The following is a 21,146-nucleotide window of genomic DNA, read 5'->3' on the forward strand; positions in this document are numbered from 1 at the left end:
CACTCAATGTTACAAAAGGCTAGACAATGCTAGCCTTTTGAGTTTAGTAGTTATTAAGCTTTTAGTTTAGTTTCAATGAAGGGATTAAATCACCAAATAATTGATCTTTTTCTTCAAGCATTTTCGAAAAACCCTCACTGTTTTCATAACGGTATCCAAGATTCATTTTTTCAAGCTGAGCTTTAAACTCGTCGCTTTGTGCTGTTTTTCCAAAAGCTTCTTCAAGAACCTTTACAACTTCCGCAGGTGTATCTTTTGGAACAGCAAGACCGCGCCAAGTACCAATGGAAAGGTCGATTCCTTTCTCTTTTAAAGTTGGGACCTCTGGAAGCGAAGCAACCTTTTCTTCTGCCATTACGGCCAGTACCTTAAGTTTGCCAGACTTCACTTGCGAGCTTACCTCAGCCGGGCTGACAGAAACTGCATCCACATGCCCGCCAAGTAATGCTGTGATCGCAGGAGCTGCACCTTCAAATGGTACGTGATTAAATTCAACCCCAGTTTCTTTTTCAAAAGCCGCAGCTGCCAGATGCCAGATTGCACCTGTTCCTGAGTTCCCAACTTTTAGTTTTTCCTTTTTAGCTGCTTCAATGAATTCTTCGATCGTATTGTAAGGTGCATCAGCAGGAACTGTGATTGCAGCAGGGTCTTCATTCAATAAAGCTACTGGTTTAATATCTTTATATGAGAATTGAGCCAGTCCGGAATGCGGCAATGTCAGCAACTCCACAGTAACCATTGTTACTGTATGCCCATCAGCCTTGGCATTGATACCATTTTGCATGCCGACTGCACCGCCGCCACCTTCTTTGTTAACAACTGCTACAGATTCTCCAAGTTCCTTTTTCGCCATATCTGCAAACGAACGGGCCACTGTATCAGTTCCTCCACCTGCTGCATATGGGACAATGATTTCAACTGCTTTTTTAGGGAAATCCGCTGCTTCCTCCTTGCCATCTCCCCCAGTTTCCTTGTTGTTACCACAAGCAGCCAATATGAGCATGATTGATAAAAGGACAAAACTAAACTTAAACTTTTTCATTATTATTTACCCCCTATTTTATGAGTGGACATATCCCATCCGACGGGAAATTTCTGCTGCTGTTTCTTTCATCTTCGGAATGATTTCTTCCAGTTGTTCATCTGACATTCTAGTTAGCGGACCAGTAACACTAATCGCAAATTGTGGCCTTTGCCTGTGGTCAAAAATTGGGGCTGCAACACAGCGAATCCCTTTTTCATGTTCTTCGTTATCATAAGAAAATTGATTTTCCCTGATTGACTTTAGTTCGGTTTTTAACTCCTCAATGGTTGTCAGTGTATTTTCAGTGAATCTTTTCATTGTATAGCCCGATAACAAACGATCGACCTCTTGTTCACTTAAAAAAGCAAGAATACTCTTGCCTACACCCGTACAATGCAGCGGTCCTCTTCTTCCAACCTGGGAATAAATCCTGATTGCGGAATTATTTTCGACTTTATCGATGTATATAATCTCGTTGTTGTCTAGCATAACCAAATGCACAATCTCACCTGTGCTTTTGCTTAATCCCTCTATTAGCGGCCGTGCAACCTCCACAATATTTAGATTTTCGACCACTACCTCATTCATTTCGATGAATTTCAAACCAAGCCGATAAACACTATCTTTACCTAACTTTTGTACATAATCATACTCTTCAAGCGACATTAACAATCTATGGACTGTACTTTTGGCTACATCCAGTTTTTGAGCTAATTCAGTTACACCTAATCCTTTTGGATAATCTTTCAGGATTTCTAAAATGTGTAACGCCCTGCTGACAGACTGAATCAACTAACCTCCCCCCTCGAGGTTGTTCCGTATTACGGAACAGCATTCCTTAATATGGTTTAAGTATAGTAACTGATGAAAGCGGTGTCAATACTACCAAAAGAAATAATTTGCAGAAAATTTATTTTTATATTTATATTTTTTATATTTGACTAATTTAATAATCTAGCTTTAAAGTGGTGGGTAAGATTACCATATGGATTAAAGGATACCGGAAAGGAGAAAAAGTTGAGCATTCATGATTTGTTTTCTTTACAAGGAAAAACAGCTCTTGTTACTGGCTGCAAAAGAGGTATAGGAAAGGCAATCGCTATTGCCCTGGCAGAAGCAGGTGCTGACATTATTGGCGTAAGCAGTACACTAGAATCATCTGGAAGCAGTGTCGAAAATGAGGTAGTACAAAGAGGAAGGAAATTTCACGCTTTTTCTTGTGACTTTTCTAAGAGGAATGACTTATACAATTTCATCTCGGATATTAAAGCTAAATTCGATAGAATTGATATTCTTGTTAATAATGCAGGTACTATTCTTAGAGAGCCTGCATTAAGCCACCCCGATGATTATTGGGATCGTGTAATGGATATTAATTTGGATTCACAGTTTATCTTAAGCCGTGAAATCGGCAAAATGATGGTCAAGCAGGAATCCGGAAAAATTATTTTTATTGCTTCATTACTGAGCTTTCAAGGAGGAATCAATGTTCCTTCCTATGCAGCGAGCAAAGGGGCGATTACACAGTTAGTAAAAGCCCTATCGAATGAATGGGCGCAGTACGGCATTCAGGTTAATGCCATAGCACCCGGATACATAGCAACAGACAACACATCGGCATTAAGAGAAGATTCTGACCGGAGCCAAGCTATCCTCAGTCGAATCCCGGCAAACCGGTGGGGACAGCCGGACGATTTTACAGGGATTTCTATTTTCCTTGCTTCGAAGGCATCCGATTATATGACCGGCTCGGTAGTCACTGTAGATGGAGGCTGGATGGGAAGATAAAATTATTCAAGAATAGTATTAGGAGGATTATTCAGTGGAAATCAATTACGATAATAAAGTTGTTTTAATCACTGGGGCAAGTACAGGCATAGGAGCGGAGTTTGCCAAAGGTTTTGCTGCCTCGGGTGCGATGGTAGTCATAAATTATTTAAACAGCAAAGCTAGTGCTGATCATCTTGTTCAAGAAATACAAGAAGTTGGGGGAACCGCCATTGCTATTAAAGCAGACGTTACCTCTTCCAGTGATGTAAAAACCCTTTTTGAGGCTGCGATAGAGGAGTTCGGGAAAATAGACATTCTCATTAATAACGCAGGAGCCCTGGTAAAAAGGATGCCATTTGCAGAACTTCAGGAAGAAGTTTGGGATCAGACTTACAACCTTAACGTAAAATCTGTTTTTCTCTGCTCTAAAGAGGCTTATCCAATTATGAAGCAGAATGGCGGGGGCAGCATTATTAATATTACCTCCATCGCGTCCAGGAATGGCGGAGGCCCCGGTGCTCTTCATTATTCCTCTGCAAAAGGAGCTGTTTTGACACTTACTAAAGGTATGGCAAAAGAATTTCTCCCTGCAGGAATCAGAGTGAATGCCATAAGCCCAGGTGTAATCAGTACCCCTTTCCAGGATAAGTATACTCCAGCGGAGATTCGTGAAGGCTTTTTAAAAGGCATCCCAATGGGGAGAGAAGGATTGCCTGCAGAAATTGTGGGTACTGCCATGTTCCTTGCCTCGGACTTTGCAAGCTACATATGTGGTGAAACTATTGAAGTAAATGGTGGACAGTTGATGGATTAATTCTAACTATGGAATACTGAATCATTAACAGAATGAAATATATATTAATAATTTACACAAGTGATAGTGTATGGTTTTTTTATTTGTAAATTTAATATTTCAAAATAACAATATTCATTTTCACACATCTCCCTGCTTAACAAAAGAAATCCAGCGGCATATTAAGCTGGATTCTTTTGCGAGATTTTAAAAACTGAAGCTACTGATTTTAGGATCCGAAACTGTACTTGAGACCCGTTCCGATATCCCAAATTTTTTCACCATTTTGACCAGTGGCCCTACACTGGTTTTTATATGTAAAACGCTCTATTTACCTGTATTATGAAACAACGATTTTATTTTTTTCAATCCTTTAATATAAACAATAAGGAAAAAAGCGTAAATCTATACTCTTCACGCTTCTCACCTTTTTATTTTGTCTCTTGTATAAGACAAGAGCACCGCGCCTATGCTTTCTAAGATAATAATGGAATCCTTTTTTGATATTTTTCTACCAGGCTAGTGTTGTGTGCATCAGCTCCGTCGATGTTTCCGCTCAGGAAGATTGGAGGTTCGAAGCCTTTGTCAGCCATGATTTTGATTGATTCTGCAAGGATGGCGTTAAGAATCGCCGCCCCAATGACTGTTGAAGTGGGGGCAAAGGGTACTTTTACTTTCTCATGGGCAAGGATGGCGTCCCCTGGCACTGAGTGGTTATTGATCACTAGATCAACAGAATTGAACAAGTGTTTGCCGCTTGTATGGCGGGACGGCTGGCTTTGAGAGTATTCCAGTGATGTCAGGCCAATTGTAAAGGCTCCATTTTCTATCGCCACTTGGGCCACGTCAACCGGAACGGGATTGCGGCCAGAGGTGGACAATACAAACACGACATCTTCCGGACGAATATCCTGTTCCTTCATAAATCCTTCAGCATAGCCGTTTTGGCGTTCAAGCCGGGATGATCTCAACGCACCTTCATGAAGCATCAATGGTTCAACCAGGATAGGCCTGATTGGCACGAGGCCGCCAGCACGGTAAAAAACTTCCTCGGTCAAGATATGGGAATGCCCGCAGCCGAACAACTGGATGATACCCCCGTTCATAATAGCTTCGGCGACTTTCCCGGCTGCCTTCTCCATCGCATCTTGCTCAGATTTCATAACTTCTTCAAGCAGTAAATGGATCTTTTCAAAATAATTATTAAGCACTAAAACATCCCCCTTACCCGGTCTAGGATTCTGATGACTTCCTCCGGAATAGTCCTGCCGGTTTCTTTGTCAATTGTCGACCCGAAAATATGCGGCATAAATACCGGGATGCCCGTATCCTTGACCGCATTGACGATTTCCTTGATATTATCGGCAGTGATTCCCCCGGCAGGCTCGATTGCAGTGATTCCCTTCTCTGCAGCTGCCTTACACAGATAAACCAGTTCATCCAGATGCTGGATTCCTTTTAACGGCATAAACTTGATGGATTCAATCTGCATTGCCGATGCAAGGTCCAGCAAGTCTTCAACTGTCATTTCAAGTCCAGTAGCAAGCTTGACTGTTCCGGGCTTGCCGCTTGGAGAAACAAGGGCGTTAACGGTCTGGTCCTGCCCAAGAGCCTTTAAATATCCTCTTGAATAGCTGGATTTATCAAATGGCTGGTTGATATGGCCTGGGCTGGAGCCAGCAGCAATCGCAAGGACCTTATCCCAATTCGCCGGATTGCCGTTGTCGCCAAGCCCTACTGAAACAACCGGGGCAGCTTCCTTCAGCTCATTTACTTTTGCAATCCCGTCCTCAATTTTCTCAAAATCAGAAGCCACAATTCCAGGAACTACATAGCCTTCTCCAGCTTCCACAATTTCTGCTGCATTTTCCTTGTCTTTTGCCAAAAAATTAAATAAAAGAAAGTCGTCTATTTTTTTTAGTTTACTTAAGTCCATTTTTTGCACCCTCAATCAGCTTGATCATATTTTCGATAGCTACTTCGATGATTTTCTCGCCTTTTTCCGCTGTCGCTGCCTTCGCATCACCCAGTACTGCCGTCTTGGTGAATTCCTCCCAAGGTGTCGGCGTGATATCTGCACTTGGCGGGATGTTCGGAATATCGGTGATAGCTCGTGACATATCGACGTACTCAGGTGCCAAATACAACATATAGGAAGTTTCGATTTCGCAGGCATGAAAGTAAGTGGAATGGGCTGACTTACCATCTCGAACTTCTTCAGTGATTTGCTTCACTCCCGGATAAAATAAATACAAAACACGAAGATCCGGATATTCACTATATAATTTGCGGGCCGCTTCCTTCATGGCGACAGCATTGCCAAGATGGCCGTTAATCATGACGAACAGCTTGAAACCCTGCTCGTACAGACTGGTTCCGATATCGAACAGAAAGTTGATCAGCGATTCATTGCTGATATTGATGCTTCCGGGAAAGTTCTTCAGGCTCCATACCTGCCCATAAGGCAATGTAGGCAGGACAAACGCCCCTGTCTTTTTGGCAACCCTTTCGGATAGCCGCTCAGCCAAAAAGTTATCTGTTCCCAATGGCAGGTGGGGGCCATGCGCCTCCACCGCCCCAATCGGCAAAATCGCAATCTGGCTTTTCTCGATTTTTTCTTTCACTTCAAAGGAGTTTTCGTTTTGAAAAATCAATGCTGTTCCCTCCCAATTCTGCTGGAATAAAAAGACGGCTGGATTGTAAGTTCGCCAGCCGCCTTTATAGCTTTGAAAATGCTTGTCTGGCTTTTGTTTTTAGCTGTGTTAAGGATACTGGTTATATAATTGATTGGGCATTTGATTCTTGCACAAGCAGCAGGGTAAGATGTGACCCCGCAGAAGCCGATTAGACGGCTCAACCGCCCTAGGGAAGCAAATGCCTGAACCAAAAATCAACCGCGTGTTTAACCTAGCCTATTTTTTAAAAGTGAAGCATCGAGCCGGATTCTCAACAAAGAACTTATGGATTAGAGCCTCTCCATCAAACCCCTGCCGATTTGCATCGTCAATGAACCGCGGTACCCATTTTGCGATGATATATTCAAGCCCAAGACCGTAATCATAGTGTTTGTAATAGGTTTTACGGGCTGTATCACCGCTGACAAGGATTTGGTTTTCATAGCCTTTTTTGACAAGGTCAAGGATGGAGGAGATGCGTGTGCTTTCGGGCGCGTATTTGATTTTGGCAATGCCGTCAAAACTGAGGTAGGCACCTGTTGAAGCGATCTTCTCGTGGTAATATGGATCAGGATTTCGGTCCATATGACCAAAACTCATGAAATTCAAGTCGACGCCTTCCGATTTTAAAAGTTCGATTTGCTCTAGACCCATCGTCCCAGCTTCTGTGTGAGAATGAAGGGGTGCTTTTGTTTCATGGTGGGCACGGGCAACGGCACGCAGAGTTTTTTCCTCGAGCGGCGTGATGCGGTTATAACCTGTCCCAAATTTCACCTGGCCCGCTTTGAAAGGAGTGCCCTCCAAGCCTTCTTCAACTTCCCTTATGACTACTTCAGTCAGTTGGTTGATGGTGGCACGGTCAATCCACTCATAATAAGTTTTATAATCACCGATGATTGGCTTTAGCTCGTCTTTGATTTTTGCATCCCATAAAAAGCTTTTGTTGAAACCGGCGGTCCCGACGATATGGATATCGAGTTCTTCGGAAATTTCCTTGACTGCCTGAACGTCGCGGCCATAGTCGATCGCCGTGGCATCCACAATTGATTTCCCGCCATGGTTTTTAAAATCCTCAACATCTTTTTTGGATTTTTCCTTATCATCAAGAAGAAGATCGTCTTCTCCCCTCTCCTGCCAAAAGGCGGGGCGGCAGACAATGTGTTCGTGAGAGTAAGTGAAACCCAGGTCGGTTGGGGCAATATCCCCCCGTAACGTACGTATGAAGCTCATGGTGATTCCCTCCCTAATGGAATAGGTAAAGGGCATTATTGATGCCCTTTACCCTCAATTAAATCAAGTTTTAAAAGAAAAGCTGAGCCAGGAAGCGGACGATCGGTCCCAGGATGAACATGTCTGAATCCGCTGCCCACATTGCAGTATCTGGCACTGTGCTTGAAATCAGCATTTTTACCATGATGAATTGTCCCCAGGCTACAACTGTTGAAGTGATGAATCCTCCAAGCAATGCGCCGCGCACACCGCCAGTTGCGTTTCCGAATACCCCGGCAGTCGCACCGTGGAAAAAGAGGACGATCATAGTTGGAACAAAAACGTAGCTTACAGTGCTTCCAAGAACCAGCAGCCAGATAAGAGCCCCGGCAAAGGCTCCAAGGAAGCCAAGAATAACAGCGTTTGGAGCAAATGGGAATACGATAGGGCAATCAAGCGCTGGCTTGGCACCAGGAACAAGCTTTGTTGCAATACCGTTAAATGCAGGTACGATTTCTCCAATGAACATCCTTACACCCAGGAGCACGATGGCAATACCGCCGGCAAAAGTGAAGGACTGGATGATTGAGTAAATGATGAAGTTCTGTTCCCCAGCTTTGGCCATAAGATCAGCTGCGCCCTGGGTATCCTTTGTTGAAAGAATGATTGCGCCAACCAGGAAAAGCAGCCCCATTGTCAATGCTGTAATAACATTTGAATCGCGAAGGAATTCAAGTCCCTTTGGCAGCTTGATTTTTTCTGAATCGTTTTCTTTGTTGCCTGCAATTTTACCGACAAGTGCTGCAAGAAGTGCGACAGATGCAGATGTATGGCCGAGTGCGATATTGTCATTCCCAGTAATTTTACGCATGAACGGCTGCGTCAAGGCCGGCTGAATGGTCCAGTATAGACCCATGATGACAGCAAGGAAAATGACCAGTTTGACAAAAGAAACATCGCCGACCGCATGAACGACAATCCCGGCAAAAATAGTTGTGGTCCAGAACATCATGTGGCCTGTAAGATAGATGAACTTAAATTTAGTAAAACGCGCCAGAAGAACGTTGATCAGGAAGCCGAGTGTCATAGCTAAAGTAACCGCACTTCCGTATTTGGCATTGAAGCCTTCCTGGCCCATGAATTTGCCAAGCGACTCTCCCTGAAGGTTAAACACTTCTTTCCACATTGGTTCAAAAACCATAAGAGCGTTTACAATAACACCTGCGCCAGCACCGATAATCAGGAATCCAATAATAGCTTTAAACGTGCCGCTTATGACCTGGCTTGAGTTTTTCTTTTGCAGCAAAAGCCCGAGCAGGACGATGAAACCAAGCAGAATTGCAGGTGTTCCAAAGACGTTGGTGGCAACCCATTTGATTATTTCCATTCTTTTTTCCCCCTAAAAGAATTTTTTATTGCAAGTTTTCCTGTAAAGCCGTTTTAATTTCGTTCATGTCGAAATAGTTGTTGACGATAATCACTTTCGAGCTAGTTCCTTCAAGTGTCTGAGCAAGCTCATTGCTTGTCACGATATAATCCGGCGACATGCTGGAAGCAGTTGATACATCCGTATTTTCAACGTCCGCAGTGATTACAAGGTCCCTCAGAACAGTTTCAACATTCATTCGCAAAATAAGGCTCGTTCCTTGTCCAAGTCCGCATACACATAAAATTTTCATTATTCTTTCCCCCCGATTAGTGTTTTAATATCTTTATAGTTTGTTGCTTGTTGCAGTTTTCCCACATTGCTTTGGTCTCCAAGAAGGAGCATTAGCTTTTGCAAAATTTGCAGGTGCTGATCGCTTGTTGAAGCACCAAGGGCAAATACAAAGGTTACAGGATCATTTGCTGCATTGCCGAAAACTACTGGATTCTTCAGGCGGACAAACGAAACAGATGCTTCACTTACTCCATCCTCCGGCCTTGCATGTGGCAGGGCAATTTTGGGAGCGAGTACAAAATATGGCCCATTATTGTGGTACGATTCAATCATTGCATCGACATATCTTTCCTCAACGGCACCCTCCCGCACCAGAAGGCTTCCCGCCGCCCGGATTGCTTCATCGGGAGTCGCCGCTTCCACATCAAGGGCAACCAGACTGGATTCTAAAAACTTCATGATGAAAACCCTTTCTGTTACAATTTTAGTTGTTGATTTTAAAACTAGACCTTATGAGCTGTTAGTAATTCAAAAATATTTTTTGGTGATTCTGAAGCTATTATTTCTTCTATATTTGCCTGATTTCCCAATAGGTCCGTCAGCTCACCGAGTGCCTTTAAATGGGATTCTCCATCGGTAGCTGCAAGAACGAGTATAAGATTGACCGGGTGAGTTCCTTTATCGGAAAAATCGACACTGCTGTCCAGTTTTAAAAGGCTCATGCCAAGCCTATTCACTCCATCTTCCGGGCGTGCATGCGGGATAGCGAATTTTGGCGCGATCACGATATAAGGACCCATTTTAATCAGCGAATCAATCATGGCTTTAATATAATCACGGGTGATAGATCCTTTATTCAAAAGTGGCTCGGCAGCCAGCTTTATAGCGTGCTTCCAATCGCTTGCCCCTTCCCTTATCAAAATGTTTTCAACAGGAAGAATGTCAGCAAGAGAAGGCTTTTCTGCCGTTGCCACTTTCTGGACGGGAGCAGACAAAAACCGTTTCAGCTCCCTTTCAAGCGCATCTCGGTTATGAATGTCGGCATATTGGCCAATCAAGTCAAGCAGGATCTCGGCTGAAGCCCTTTTTTGGTGTGGCGCCGAGTCATCAACCAACGCATTAACCTTTTTTAAAAGTCCCTCTTTTTCAGCATCCGATAAAATCGGAGATACGACAAAAACCGGCTTATCGCTTTTTTCAAGCGGAATGGTCGAGATGATAAAGTCGGCGTCAATCAGGTTTTTTTCATATTCCCGAAGTGAAACGCTTCCATAAATATCAACAGTAGAGAACAGCCCTTCCAGCTGATGCTGCAGCAATTTGGAAGTGCCTAGCCCCTTCGTGCAAACCAGCAACGCAGTTTTTCGTTCCGGAGGCTTAGCGTCAACCCTTCTCATCCAGCCGCCAAAATGAGTGGCAATCAGTGCTACTTCGTTGTCGTTGGCCGAGTTTCCCGCTGCCTCCTCAAGATGGTGGACAACTTTTTTTGTCAGTTGAAAAATAACCTGATACTTGTCCTTGATCAATTCAGCGGAATCACTTTGGTCCTCCAGCCCATATTTCAGCCGGTAGTAGGCAGGTTTTATATGAAGAAGGAGATTCTTTTTGATTTCATTGATATCTTCAAAAAATACACAGGCATATTTTTGAAAATCTGTAACCATGGAATCAGCAACCTGTTCAAGCATAGGTGAGATATTCTCATCCCTGGCTTCGGAAAACTGGACTCTTGAGCTTAGCAAATGCTTGGTCAGATAAAATATTTCATCCTCCGGAAAATGAACTCCAAACAACCTGGAAAGCTTGGCGCCTATTTCCTTTGCCGCTTCGAACTCACTTGCTTCCTTAAGAACTTCTTTTTCAACAGGATCAATTTCAATCCTCTTGCCTTGCGCGAGCCTTCTTCCGAATAAAAGGAGCCTTAAAGAAAGATTCTGCATGAAATCATCCGTAAAAACGACATTCAGTTCCTTTTCCGTTTCCACCAATATTCCGTGAACCGCTTTCAATTTTTCAAAATCAAAAAGGTTCAATTCCTCACGGTTTTGGTTGATAAGCAATGGAATTTGATTAATAATCGTCTGCAGTTTCTGATCCGATAAAACCTGCTGAAGATAAAACACGATTGCCTTTCGTTTATCATCTTCATCTCCAAGGATCAGGTATCCGGACTTTCGATCCGACTTAAGCTCAAGGTCAAACCTGGATAGCTCGTTCTTTAAGCCTTTAACATCTTCCAGCGTGGTGTTTCTGCTGACCCTTGTTTTTCCCATTAAATCCTCTAGAAAAATAGGTGCCTCCCTGGCCATCAAATAAATCGCGATCAGAGCCTTACGCTCATCGGGAGAATATTCATAGTGCCAGACACCAGCAGATGTACCAATCAGTTCTGGAATTTGACTTCTCGCTTCCTCTTCCAAATGGAAGCCGACAGACCTTACATAGTTCACTTCAGGAAGCTTCTGGTCTTTAAGCCACGAATTAATTTTTTCAATATCGTAGTAGACCGTCCTCCGCGAAATCTTGAATTTTTCCGTAAGTTCTTTGATCGGCACATTGGAATCCGCCTGGACCAAATAGGCCAATATGGCATTACTTCGTTGATCCAATGACATTAGCGTTCACCTCCTTTGCCCTGTTAGTTTGCACAATACAGTCTGATTATTGCGCATTCCAATTGTGCAATTTCAGACTCAATTATACTAATCATGGTGCAAAGATGAGCTTATAAAGGTTTCTCGGTTGGCGCAGTAATTTCCACTCCATCCCAAGGTGTTGTTATAAATCTTATTATTACTTGCTTTAGCAATTGCTTATCTTTACTATACTGTGGGTTCTTTGCAAAAAGTAGACCAAATGCCGCTCGAAGATTCTGTGCAAAATTGGACCTTTTAAAACATGCCACCTGGCAACTTAACACAAATTACAGAAGCATAGGGACATACCCTCGGTACGTCCCCATGCTTCTTAAGAGATAGACTCAAAGAAAAAGGAGTGATGATAAGTAGAAGGACAACTCAAAAGAGGGAAACGACAAAGAGGAAAACAATCATCAAATCTTTCATAAACTGATTATTAAGATAAGTACTACCTAAAATATATCGAAAAAGAGAAAACCACCATCAATTTCACTTAATTGAAAATCAGTAAGGATATATAAAAAAATGAGGTCAAAATTCGTAAGAATCCCACCCAAATACAGTTCCTGATCTAATCAGATAATTACACCATCAACCTCCAAACATCAATGAACCTCAACCAAACTATTCCGACCCCGAACGCGACGGCAGAAGAACGAAATCGCTACGCGATGGCCTCCAAGTTTAGTTTAAACAGTTAAAAAGTGCATAAAAAAAAAAGTTCCCTTTCTTATGGTATTGTTTAATCGCCAAACCAAACAAATACAATAGAAAAGAACTTTTCGTCCATGATTATAACACAGAAATATATAACACTAATTCCCTTTCCAGGCCTCCTCCTGCCTTCTGATCTTAATTTCAAAATTAAAATCAGGAGGCACACCATGAATACATATGATCAAAAAGTAAACTTGTACTTTGAACTGAAAAATACTCCCGAGTCTTCAAGAGAGTCCTATGGAAGAAGGATACGTTCATTCACTTCTTTCATGAAGGAACAAGACCATCCCTTTGGCCATGGCTCAAAAGAAAGAAGACAGAGTATCTCTCTGCCTTAAGTGGTAACACATTTAAATTTTTTCTTAATTATTAATATACCTCTAATTCTCCATTCAAAGTACCGCTGTACAGGTATTCTTCACCAATCTTAATACGAATTGTTTCTTTCCCAGTGAAAGGATCCTCCTCATCAACAGTGACAAGAACAGGGACGGATCTTTCGGATTTCTTTAATTTCACAGTTCCTGTAAAGCTAGCCCAGCCTTTATAGGTCTGCAGGAATCCAAGTTCATCAAGTTCAATATGGATATTGTTCTTCTTGTCGATAATTTGAAGTTTAGCTTTTGATTGAGATTGATCAGCATTTTGCTCAACCATAATTTTAATCTTAGGCCCTTGAGTTTTATCATTAACGAGCTGTCCCTTGGCCGAAACTTTGTGAGCTTCATTGAGACTCATTGGACGGCTTGGCATGTCGTAGCTGCGCTTAAGAGCTTTTCCTGCCTGCACACCAGTTACGTCACCGTTCTTTATGGCAAACTGCCCATCGATAATCACATTCTCAATCCCTTCCGCATACTGCTTTGGATTATCAAATGTAGCCTTATCAGTTACTATATTGGGATCAAATACCGTAATATCAGCTGCCATTCCTTCAGCAATAAATCCGCGGTCAACCATTCCTATGATATTGGCAGGAAGGCCTGTCATTTTTTGAACAGCTTCTTCCAAAGATAATAACCCATCTTCTCTTACAATCTTTCCTAGAACCCTAGGCTGAGTTCCATACCTTCTCGGATGAGTGCTGCTTGAAACAGTTGCTCCTCCATCAGAAGCAATGGCGGTCGTAGGGTTTTTAAGTATCCGTTCAAAATCCTCCTGGTGGCCAAAGAAATAGATGGTTCTAATGTTCCCTTCTTGTTCAAGGATCTGCATAGTCGCTTCTCCAGGTGAAACACCTTGTTCTGCGGCTATATCCCCTAACGTTGTTTGCTTAGTCGGAAAGTAGACGTCACCAGCATCTCTTACCCTACTGGCAATGGTCGCGTGGATTTCTTCTTCAATCTGTGTGCGCATGGCAGGATCCGCAAAGCGCTTGAGCATCTCTTCCCGGCCGCCATCCTGAATCCACTGAGGAACAATCGCAGTTAAGCCTGTTTGGCTGGCCAGGTAAGGATACTGGTCGGCCGCTGCAAATGTTCCCCGCTTATTGGCATCCTGTATCATTTTAATCGTTTCCACAGATTTACCCCAGTTGCTCGGCCCCATTACCTTCATATGAGTAATAACCGGGACGATTCCTGCACTTTCACCTATTTCAATCGTTTCAGAGGTTGCTTCGAGAACGTGATAATTTTCATTTCTGATGTGATTTGGAAAATTGGTTCTCCACTTTTCGGCAACACTGACAACATCAATGACTTCCTGTATTTTTGCATAGTTCCCGGGAGCGTAGAATAATCCTGCAGAAATTCCCCAGGCTCCTTTTTGGAGGGCTGTTTCAATCAGTGACTGCATATCGGAAATTTCTTCAGGAGTGGCACGGCGGTCGTCATATCCCACGACTCCTTCCCAAACCGAATTAAATCCAATATAGCTCCCCACATTGATGGCAAGTCCCTTTTCTTCCAGCTCGGACAGATAGGAAAGGTCAACCGGGCCTCCTCCATCCGGGCTTATCATTTCAGTCGTAACCCCTTGGGTTAATGAGCTTTTTGCTGTTGTAAGTACATCTGTATCTGCATGGCTGTGCATATCAATAAATCCTGGAGAAACAATTTTACCCGAAACATTGATTTCATTTTTTCCACTGGCATCATCCAAGTTTCCAATCGATTGAATATACCCATCAGATATTCCAATATCCGCCTTATAGCGTTTGGAACCAGTACCGTCAATAATTGTGCCATCCTGAAGGATTAAATCAAATTCCTGTTTGGTTTTCTCCTTTGATTGGCCGGTTTGAGGGTACCCTACAAATAAAATTCCCACAAGCAAAACAACAGATAATGTTAGAGACAGAATATTTTTGCTTAAACTTTTCACCTTTTAGCCTCCCTAATATTTCAATATCGACCGAAACTGTTCTTTTCGCCTCCTCTCACTCCAATATTTAACAAACTTACATTAACACAGTTTACTAATTTTTCTAATATTTCAGATAATAATTGAGAGTAAATAACTAGGCCTTATATTTCGGTACCCTAATATTTTCCTAATGAGCTAGTAAATTAGTCCACCACACTAATCTTACGTATAAATCTTTGAATTTTGCCAAATAAAAAAGGACTCCTCTGAACTGCACCGAAATAGTTAGACACAAAACTAACAATGGAGGTGCAGTTTTTATATGGCTAAATTTACATTTGAAGATAAGTTATGGGCAGTAAAGGAGTATGAAAAAGGAATATTATCTTTTCGGGATATCGGGAAACAACTGGGAACTGGTCATAAACATATTCATAAGTGGTTTAAATTATATCAGTCGCATGGGCAAGATTCTTTAAGAAAAAGTTATACAAACTATTCGGCTGCGTTTAAAATGGAGGTACTCAAATATATGGACGACCATTGGGTTTCTCTAAATGAGGCTGCAGCGAAGTTTAAAATACCCGATTCCTCCACCATCCTTGTTTGGAGGAAAGCCTTTGAAACAGGAGGAGTGGACGCCCTATTACCAAGGAAAAAGGGGCGACCTGCCATGACCAAAGATAGTAAAAGGAATAAGTCAGTCAATCAAACCAATGAATCCCTAATAGAAGAAAATGAACGTCTGAGAATGGAAATTGCCTATTTAAAAAAGTTGAATGCCTTGGTTCGGGAACAGGAAAAATTACCACGAAACTCAAAGCGCAAGTAATTTTTGAGCTAAGGAATGAATATAAAGTCGCTGATTTAATCAAAATTGCAGGAATTCCAAGAAGCACATATTATTACTGGACTAAGCACAAAGACCGCCCAGATAAATACGCCAAGGCCAAAGAAGCAATAAAAGAAATTCATCATCAACATAAAGGTCGTTATGGCCACCGGAATATCAAAAAGGTTTTGGACAAAAGAGGCTTCGTTCTGGATCCTAAGACTGTCCTCAAGCTAATGAATCAGTTAGGAATCAAGTGTCAGGTTCGTATGAAGAAATATAAGTCCTATCGAGGAAATACAGGAAAAGTTGCCCCCAACGTTCTTGATCGAAATTTTAAGGCTGACAAACCAAATGAGAAGTGGGTAACGGATGTAACCGAATTTAGTCTATTCGGACAGAAGCTTTATCTATCCCCTATTCTTGATTTGTACAATAGTGAGGTGATCACCTATACAGTTAAATCCCGTCCCACTTTTGATCTAGTAGGTGACATGCTTGAACAGGCTTTAGAGCTGTTTAAACCAGAGGATGAGTTAATCCTCCACTCAGATCAGGGATGGCATTACCAAATGGGTAAGTATCAGAAGACGCTTAAGGAGAAAAACATTATACAAAGCATGTCCCGAAAGGGAAACTGTCTCGATAATGCCGTTATTGAGAACTTCTTTGGCATACTTAAGACAGAACTCCTCTATCTTCAGGAATTTGAAAGTGTTGATCATTTTATACAAGAATTACACGATTATATTTATTACTACAACAATATACGTATAAAGGAAAAATTAAAGGACCTGAGTCCGGTAGAGTACCGAACCCAGGTCCAACAAGTTGCCTAATATAATTGTCTAACTTTTTTGGTTCACTTCACTCCAGTCCTTTTTGTATTTTCTTAGTACTCTTCAATATTCCTAACCTCATCTCCATTAAAATCAACTAAAAGTGTCCATTGGAAAATGGATGGTACCATATACCATTCGAATTTGTATTGAAAAGTGTTCATTTTTATCTAGCAAAAACTGTTCACCTTAGTCTAGCAGTTACAGCTTTAGGATAAGCCCTAATATACCAAAAACCAGAACAGAAACATCCCTTCGACCTGGATTTAGAATTAAAACTTTATTTTATCCTCTTATTATCACTTAATATAAAAAAGTTTAATAACCTGACCATCAGCTAACTAATTGAATTCCGAAGGGACATAAGAACCGCCCCTGTGCCCCTCTCCCCCGCTACCTATTTCTCCGTATAACCGATAGATTGGACTTTGTACTCTTCGCTGTAGTCGACTGTGGCGGTGATTTTGTTTTGTTTATCACCTTTTTTGTATCCGTAAAGGAATAGTTCGGTTCCTTCGGTTCTTGTGGTGAATTCATGATCGTCCACGACGATTTCCCATCCCATTTGCTTTTTGAATTCTTCGTTTGCTGCATGAATGGCTTTTTCAAGTATTTCTTCTTGTTTATTTTCGTCCATATTATTGCACCCCTGGAGGATGGATAGTGAAAAAAGCAACACCACCAAAAGATTTTTCATCGCTCGCTCTCCTTACCATTTTGGCCCAGAATTGATGTAAGAATCATACAGGTTATTATTCACCTGCGAATAATCTTATCAAGGGAAATAACTCTCTTCAAATGATTTTCCCTCGTTTCCTTTTTTTATTTCCTGCATTCAGTATGGTAAAATTAAGAAAATATTCCGAAACTTGTGGAGGTCATCCATGACGAAGAATGAGGATAAGCTTTTTTTATTTTTATCACAGCAGGCCTATTATATTGATCACAAACGATTGCCTAAATTCATCGAATACAACAACAATCAGCAAACTCATAAATGGGAGGTTGTGAACGAGAAGGATTACATCACAACCGATTCCACTACTGGATTTGATGCATTGGTTGTTAAGAAGAAAGACCAGATTGTAGTTTCGTTCCGTGGAACCCAGGGGGATGATATGCTCGGAGCAGGCATGGCAGATTTAGAAACCGATATTCAATACATCATGATGAAGGATAAAGTACATGAAAAACAGTCCAATCCAAGAGGAGACCGGCTGGATGTTTATTATAATCCGGAGAAAAAAGAATGGTATAAGAAGAACCAGTTCCAGCAAGCGGAACAGCTAGTTAGAGATATCAAAAGTAATAACCCTTCTGCGCAAATAACTGTGACTGGCCATTCTTTGGGAGGAGCACTTGCACAATATACAGCTGCAATTTTCAGCTTGGGTGCAGTAACATACAGTGCACCAAGCGTCATTGATCTACTAGATGAACAAACAAAGGCAAAAGCTTTCGCAGGGGTTTTTGATTCCTCCATTGTCAATTACGTTCATCCTAAGGATTCTATTGGAGCAGGCGGACTAGAACCTTATGACAGACATATTGGTTCCACCTATTACATTGGCTCAAGATTCAAATATGAAAATATGGACAATGAAGGAAGGCCTTTCAAGAGGTTACTAGAATCAATCGGTACTTATCATGGAATGGAGAACTATTCGTTTGATAAATACGGAAACATCAATAACGGCATTCTTTACGATGTTCTAGCTGGTGTAGAAGTATCCAGGTCTCCACGCTATGTAAGTGCGGATGTTGGGTTGATCCAGGTAACTCCTTCTCATTTGCATGAAGTTGCAGAAAGCGTGGGGAGAGTAAGCCGGAGTGTTTTAAATGAATTACCTGATGTAAAAAGCAAAATGAAAAATAGGTTGATCAACGATGCAGAGCGTCCGCAAACAAGGGAAATTGGCTATGAAGTGTTAAATGAATTAACCAGTATGGCAAACTGGCTCAACGAAGAGACCTCAAAATTCACCCACTTCTTGAAATTTGCCGCAAATGAATATGAAAAGGCGGATAAGCTGGTATGATGAATAATAAAAAGACAGCTCAATATTTAAATGATATCCAGAATCTAAGTGCCGCCGAAAGAGAGCTTGACCATTTCATAGCAACTCTTAGAAGGATCCAACTTAAATACAGGAACAGCATGGAGCTGCTTTATAGTTGGAAGGCAGGCGAAGCGACAGATCGGGTAACTCAATGGTCAGAGGGCTTCTTTATGGAACTCTCCAAAAGGATTCATCGTTTGGAAGACAAACGGTATAATATAATCCAGACAAGAAAAAGACTGGATTCACTTATGCGGGCTGAGATTAATTCCGGTCCAAAGTGGTAGGAGGATGGCGATGTTAAGGAAAGGCCTGTTATTGATTTTGGCAGTATTAATCTTGCAGGGGTGTAATGATATGTCCAAGGAAGAAAAAGAGAAGATCGTAAAGGAAGCTACAGAATCGGCAGTCCAATATTTCAAAGAGCAAAAAGGATGGGACGTCGTAATTAATGAGCATGAATTCACAACCCGCACTAATGGTACGGAGATTTTTCTTTTTGGATATCAGAAGGGAAATAAGGATAACAGGATTCATGCTATGGTGAATTTTTCTGAAGACAAATACGAAGTATCATTAATAGGATATGATGAAGAATAACCCGGGGTTCCCGGGTTATTTAAACAGAAGAACTAAAAAAGCGCAAAGCCACGGTCTTACGCCTCTAACATTTTATTTCCACTCCCTTTCCTGTGTCTCCCTGTTTCTCTTCGCATTTGTATTTATCGCTTAGGTATTGTGATCTTTTTAAAATATCCTATAGTATACAAAGGTAAAATAAAACTAGGTAGCAATAACGAAAATATAGTTCCTAGGATAATCGCAGAAACCCCAAGACCAGTATTCTTAACTAAAAAAATTGATAAAGGAATATTAATAATTGTTGCTATACCATAGCTATAAACTTGAACTTTCAACTTGTTAATACCATTCAAGATACTTTGAAATATATTACACCACATGTGAAGAATAGTGAAAACAACCATATACTTAATAAGCTTATTAGGAAAGTGCAAGTTGCTCCCAACCCATAGATTAATCAACTTTGTAGAAAAAAAACCTATTATCATTACTCCTATTATTAATACAAAAAAAATGATAAGGAGTTTATTAATTGTTCCTTTTATTTCCTCAAATCTCCTGTTAGTATGATCTTTTATTATTTTTGTCCATATTGGAGTTAGTAATATTCCTAATACAATAGTATTTAGGCTCAATAATTTATTTACTAACTGATAAGTTGCTACTTGTTCAACTCCAACAAATTTACTTATTAAGACATTATCTGTATTAAATAGTACAATTATTGCTAATTGTAATACTAAAAATTTTAACCCTAGATTAAATATATCTTTTATTAACTTTCCATTAAAGTACTTAAAACTAAATTTCAATTCATATTTATTAAACTTAAACAACAATACTGTTGAAATAATAAGAGAAATAACAGAGGTACCTATATAAAAGAAACCTAATAAGATTAAATCTCTTATATTAAGAAAAAGAAGTGCTGATATAATAACTATATTAATTATATTTACCAATAATTGAATCCCTGAAATTAAATAGGACTTATATATAGCATGTAATATAGCGTTAAGAATAGATAAATAAAAATTTAATGAGTAAAGTATAGAAACAATACTTATAAATAATGCTAAATAATAATTTGTAATGATAGTACTGTGTATATTAAAAAAGGATCTCCAGTCGAATAAGAACGCAACTGTAATTGAAATAATAATAATTATTAAAGTTGGGAATATCATAAGTATGTAAGTAGTGCTTATATACATATTTGATAAAATTCCATTTTTATTAGTAATAGATTCCGTTAGTTTATTCCTCAAGCTATTTCCCATACCGAAATCAAAAAAAGTTATCCAAGTCAGAATAGAAGAAATAGTTAACCATATTCCATTTAATTCTTCGCTGATAAGATATCTATATACTAAACCAACTAATAAAAAATTCGATAGTATACCAAGCATTCTAAATGCTCCTATACCAATAATGTTTTTCATTATGTGATTGTTTAACAACCTTTTCCAGATCTTCTTTATTTTTATTACCAAATTAATCAAGCACCTTCTTCACTTTAGCAGGAACTCCTGCGACTAAAGTGCTATTTTCGACATTTTTTATTACAACCGAACCTGCAGCAACAACTGTAGACTCTCCTATATTAGCACCATTAATAATAGTAACCCTGGTTCCAATCCAGGTACCACTCTCAATTTGTGTATTATTCTTTATGCCTGCTCCCGCTCTCCTATTTTTATCACCTATTAAATGTCCACCAGTATTAATTAACACATTGGGAGCTAAATCACATCTATCGCCAATAACAACATTTCCATTACCTTCTATAGTTAGGTTTTTCCCTATCCAACAGTTACTTCCCATACTAAGTTTATTGATATATCCTATATAAATAGGAGCAACAATTTTAGTGTCTTTACCAACCTCTATACCAATCGTATGAAATAGAAATCTTTTTAACTTGAAGAATCTTGTACCTTTTAGCACCTTATTTATAATTGAAAGAATCACATAAAATAATATCTTTTTAATCATATGACCACTCATTTCACCTTTAAAGTCATTTAACAATTATA

Annotated in this window: 21 protein-coding genes; 7 read left to right on the forward strand and 14 right to left on the reverse strand. The window is 40.5% G+C overall.

What is annotated here, in order from left to right; all coding sequences use genetic code 11:
• Window positions 1–61 precede the first annotated feature (61 nt).
• On the reverse strand, window positions 62–1,042 hold the full coding sequence (locus tag FS736_RS13935; RefSeq protein ID WP_144478253.1) for a tripartite tricarboxylate transporter substrate binding protein: 981 nt from the start codon (window positions 1,040–1,042) through the stop codon (window positions 62–64).
• Between the two features lie 18 nt (window positions 1,043–1,060).
• Window positions 1,061–1,816 carry an IclR family transcriptional regulator gene (locus FS736_RS13940; RefSeq protein ID WP_144478255.1) on the reverse strand — a complete coding sequence of 252 codons (756 nt, stop codon included), beginning with the start codon at window positions 1,814–1,816 and terminating at the stop codon, window positions 1,061–1,063.
• A gap of 225 nt (window positions 1,817–2,041) precedes the next feature.
• Between FS736_RS13940 and FS736_RS13945 the strand changes: the two genes are divergently transcribed.
• Together FS736_RS13945 and FS736_RS13950 are read left to right on the forward strand one after the other, a co-directional pair.
• The gene (locus FS736_RS13945) at window positions 2,042–2,812 is read left to right on the forward strand and encodes an SDR family oxidoreductase (protein ID WP_313959726.1); all 771 of its coding nucleotides are present in this window, start codon (window positions 2,042–2,044) and stop codon (window positions 2,810–2,812) included.
• Between the two features lie 34 nt (window positions 2,813–2,846).
• The gene (locus tag FS736_RS13950; protein WP_222125071.1) at window positions 2,847–3,608 is read left to right on the forward strand and encodes an SDR family NAD(P)-dependent oxidoreductase; all 762 of its coding nucleotides are present in this window, start codon (window positions 2,847–2,849) and stop codon (window positions 3,606–3,608) included.
• A gap of 455 nt (window positions 3,609–4,063) precedes the next feature.
• Here the strand turns inward: FS736_RS13950 and FS736_RS13955 are convergent, their stop codons facing one another.
• The 8 genes from FS736_RS13955 to FS736_RS13990 all read right to left on the reverse strand — a co-directional run bounded on the left by FS736_RS13955 (window position 4,064) and on the right by FS736_RS13990 (window position 11,746).
• Complete coding sequence (locus FS736_RS13955; protein ID WP_144478257.1) at window positions 4,064–4,798, reverse strand: SIS domain-containing protein; 735 nt, start codon at window positions 4,796–4,798, stop codon at window positions 4,064–4,066.
• A complete protein-coding gene (locus FS736_RS13960) occupies window positions 4,798–5,532 on the reverse strand; it encodes a KDGP aldolase (protein ID WP_395883518.1) in 735 nt (244 codons plus the stop codon). The genes FS736_RS13955 and FS736_RS13960 overlap by 1 nt, the downstream gene beginning before the upstream one ends.
• A complete protein-coding gene (locus tag FS736_RS13965; RefSeq protein ID WP_144478261.1) occupies window positions 5,510–6,241 on the reverse strand; it encodes a creatininase family protein in 732 nt (243 codons plus the stop codon). Before FS736_RS13965 ends, FS736_RS13960 begins: the two co-directional genes overlap by 23 nt.
• Window positions 6,242–6,499: 258 nt before the next feature.
• A complete protein-coding gene (locus FS736_RS13970) occupies window positions 6,500–7,492 on the reverse strand; it encodes a phosphotriesterase family protein (RefSeq protein WP_144478263.1) in 993 nt (330 codons plus the stop codon).
• Window positions 7,493–7,562: 70 nt separating this feature from the next.
• Window positions 7,563–8,858: a PTS ascorbate transporter subunit IIC gene (locus FS736_RS13975; protein ID WP_144478265.1), complete on the reverse strand. Its 1,296-nt coding sequence runs from the start codon at window positions 8,856–8,858 to the stop codon at window positions 7,563–7,565.
• A gap of 25 nt (window positions 8,859–8,883) precedes the next feature.
• On the reverse strand, window positions 8,884–9,150 hold the full coding sequence (locus FS736_RS13980; protein WP_144478267.1) for a PTS sugar transporter subunit IIB: 267 nt from the start codon (window positions 9,148–9,150) through the stop codon (window positions 8,884–8,886).
• Window positions 9,150–9,590: a PTS sugar transporter subunit IIA gene (locus FS736_RS13985; RefSeq protein WP_144478269.1), complete on the reverse strand. Its 441-nt coding sequence runs from the start codon at window positions 9,588–9,590 to the stop codon at window positions 9,150–9,152. Before FS736_RS13985 ends, FS736_RS13980 begins: the two co-directional genes overlap by 1 nt.
• A gap of 44 nt (window positions 9,591–9,634) precedes the next feature.
• Window positions 9,635–11,746: a BglG family transcription antiterminator gene (locus FS736_RS13990; RefSeq protein WP_144478271.1), complete on the reverse strand. Its 2,112-nt coding sequence runs from the start codon at window positions 11,744–11,746 to the stop codon at window positions 9,635–9,637.
• Between the two features lie 908 nt (window positions 11,747–12,654).
• Between FS736_RS13990 and FS736_RS24350 the strand changes: the two genes are divergently transcribed.
• Window positions 12,655–12,828, forward strand: coding sequence for a hypothetical protein (locus tag FS736_RS24350; RefSeq protein WP_186326790.1), 174 nt, complete (start codon window positions 12,655–12,657; stop codon window positions 12,826–12,828).
• A gap of 31 nt (window positions 12,829–12,859) precedes the next feature.
• Here FS736_RS24350 and FS736_RS13995 read toward each other — a convergent pair whose 3' ends face one another.
• On the reverse strand, window positions 12,860–14,815 hold the full coding sequence (locus FS736_RS13995) for an N-acyl-D-amino-acid deacylase family protein (RefSeq protein WP_144478273.1): 1,956 nt from the start codon (window positions 14,813–14,815) through the stop codon (window positions 12,860–12,862).
• Between the two features lie 304 nt (window positions 14,816–15,119).
• Here FS736_RS13995 and FS736_RS14000 point away from each other — a divergent pair.
• Window positions 15,120–16,468 (forward strand): IS3 family transposase gene (locus FS736_RS14000; RefSeq protein ID WP_144478275.1). Its coding sequence is split into 2 segments (ribosomal slippage): window positions 15,120–15,564 and window positions 15,564–16,468, totalling 1,350 coding nucleotides; the frame shifts between segments, so codons are not numbered across the junction.
• Window positions 16,469–16,865: 397 nt separating this feature from the next.
• Here the strand turns inward: FS736_RS14000 and FS736_RS14005 are convergent.
• Window positions 16,866–17,165 carry a hypothetical protein gene (locus FS736_RS14005; RefSeq protein WP_144478277.1) on the reverse strand — a complete coding sequence of 100 codons (300 nt, stop codon included), beginning with the start codon at window positions 17,163–17,165 and terminating at the stop codon, window positions 16,866–16,868.
• Window positions 17,166–17,352: 187 nt separating this feature from the next.
• On the opposite strand from FS736_RS14005, the gene FS736_RS14010 reads away from it, so the two are divergent.
• The 3 genes from FS736_RS14010 to FS736_RS14020 are packed head-to-tail and all read left to right on the forward strand — an operon-like array spanning window position 17,353 to window position 19,128.
• Entirely contained in the window at window positions 17,353–18,507 is a 1,155-nt protein-coding gene (locus FS736_RS14010; protein WP_144478279.1) for a lipase family protein, read from the forward strand.
• Window positions 18,504–18,815, forward strand: a complete 312-nt coding sequence (locus FS736_RS14015) for a hypothetical protein (protein ID WP_144478281.1) — start codon at window positions 18,504–18,506, stop codon at window positions 18,813–18,815. The genes FS736_RS14010 and FS736_RS14015 overlap by 4 nt, the downstream gene beginning before the upstream one ends.
• A 10-nt stretch (window positions 18,816–18,825) precedes the next feature.
• Complete coding sequence (locus FS736_RS14020) at window positions 18,826–19,128, forward strand: hypothetical protein (RefSeq protein WP_144478284.1); 303 nt, start codon at window positions 18,826–18,828, stop codon at window positions 19,126–19,128.
• 122 nt (window positions 19,129–19,250) lie between these two features.
• Here the strand turns inward: FS736_RS14020 and FS736_RS14025 are convergent, their stop codons facing one another.
• Both FS736_RS14025 and FS736_RS14030 read right to left on the reverse strand, forming a co-directional pair.
• Window positions 19,251–20,519, reverse strand: coding sequence for an MATE family efflux transporter (locus FS736_RS14025; RefSeq protein ID WP_186326791.1), 1,269 nt, complete (start codon window positions 20,517–20,519; stop codon window positions 19,251–19,253).
• Between the two features lie 85 nt (window positions 20,520–20,604).
• Window positions 20,605–21,105, reverse strand: coding sequence for an acyltransferase (locus FS736_RS14030; protein WP_186326792.1), 501 nt, complete (start codon window positions 21,103–21,105; stop codon window positions 20,605–20,607).
• Window positions 21,106–21,146 lie beyond the last annotated feature (41 nt).

This window comes from Cytobacillus oceanisediminis 2691 (assembly GCF_007678455.1).
Taxonomy (GTDB): domain Bacteria; phylum Bacillota; class Bacilli; order Bacillales; family Cytobacillaceae; genus Mesobacillus; species Mesobacillus oceanisediminis_A.

Bases quoted from the DNA above. Each gene is read 5' to 3' on its own strand.
- FS736_RS13985 (WP_144478269.1), bottom strand. From the start codon at position 9,590: ATGAAGTTTTTAGAATCCAGTCTGGTTGCCCTTGATGTGGAAGCGGCG.
- FS736_RS14020 (WP_144478284.1), top strand. From the start codon at position 18,826: ATGTTAAGGAAAGGCCTGTTATTGATTTTGGCAGTATTAATCTTGCAG.
- FS736_RS13975 (WP_144478265.1), bottom strand. From the start codon at position 8,858: ATGGAAATAATCAAATGGGTTGCCACCAACGTCTTTGGAACACCTGCA.
- FS736_RS14025 (WP_186326791.1), bottom strand. From the start codon at position 20,519: ATGCTTGGTATACTATCGAATTTTTTATTAGTTGGTTTAGTATATAGA.
- FS736_RS14010 (WP_144478279.1), top strand. From the start codon at position 17,353: ATGACGAAGAATGAGGATAAGCTTTTTTTATTTTTATCACAGCAGGCC.
- FS736_RS14005 (WP_144478277.1), bottom strand. From the start codon at position 17,165: ATGAAAAATCTTTTGGTGGTGTTGCTTTTTTCACTATCCATCCTCCAG.
- FS736_RS13935 (WP_144478253.1), bottom strand. From the start codon at position 1,042: ATGAAAAAGTTTAAGTTTAGTTTTGTCCTTTTATCAATCATGCTCATA.
- FS736_RS13990 (WP_144478271.1), bottom strand. From the start codon at position 11,746: ATGTCATTGGATCAACGAAGTAATGCCATATTGGCCTATTTGGTCCAG.
- FS736_RS14015 (WP_144478281.1), top strand. From the start codon at position 18,504: ATGATGAATAATAAAAAGACAGCTCAATATTTAAATGATATCCAGAAT.
- FS736_RS14030 (WP_186326792.1), bottom strand. From the start codon at position 21,105: ATGATTAAAAAGATATTATTTTATGTGATTCTTTCAATTATAAATAAG.
- FS736_RS13970 (WP_144478263.1), bottom strand. From the start codon at position 7,492: ATGAGCTTCATACGTACGTTACGGGGGGATATTGCCCCAACCGACCTG.
- FS736_RS13980 (WP_144478267.1), bottom strand. From the start codon at position 9,150: ATGAAAATTTTATGTGTATGCGGACTTGGACAAGGAACGAGCCTTATT.
- FS736_RS24350 (WP_186326790.1), top strand. From the start codon at position 12,655: ATGAATACATATGATCAAAAAGTAAACTTGTACTTTGAACTGAAAAAT.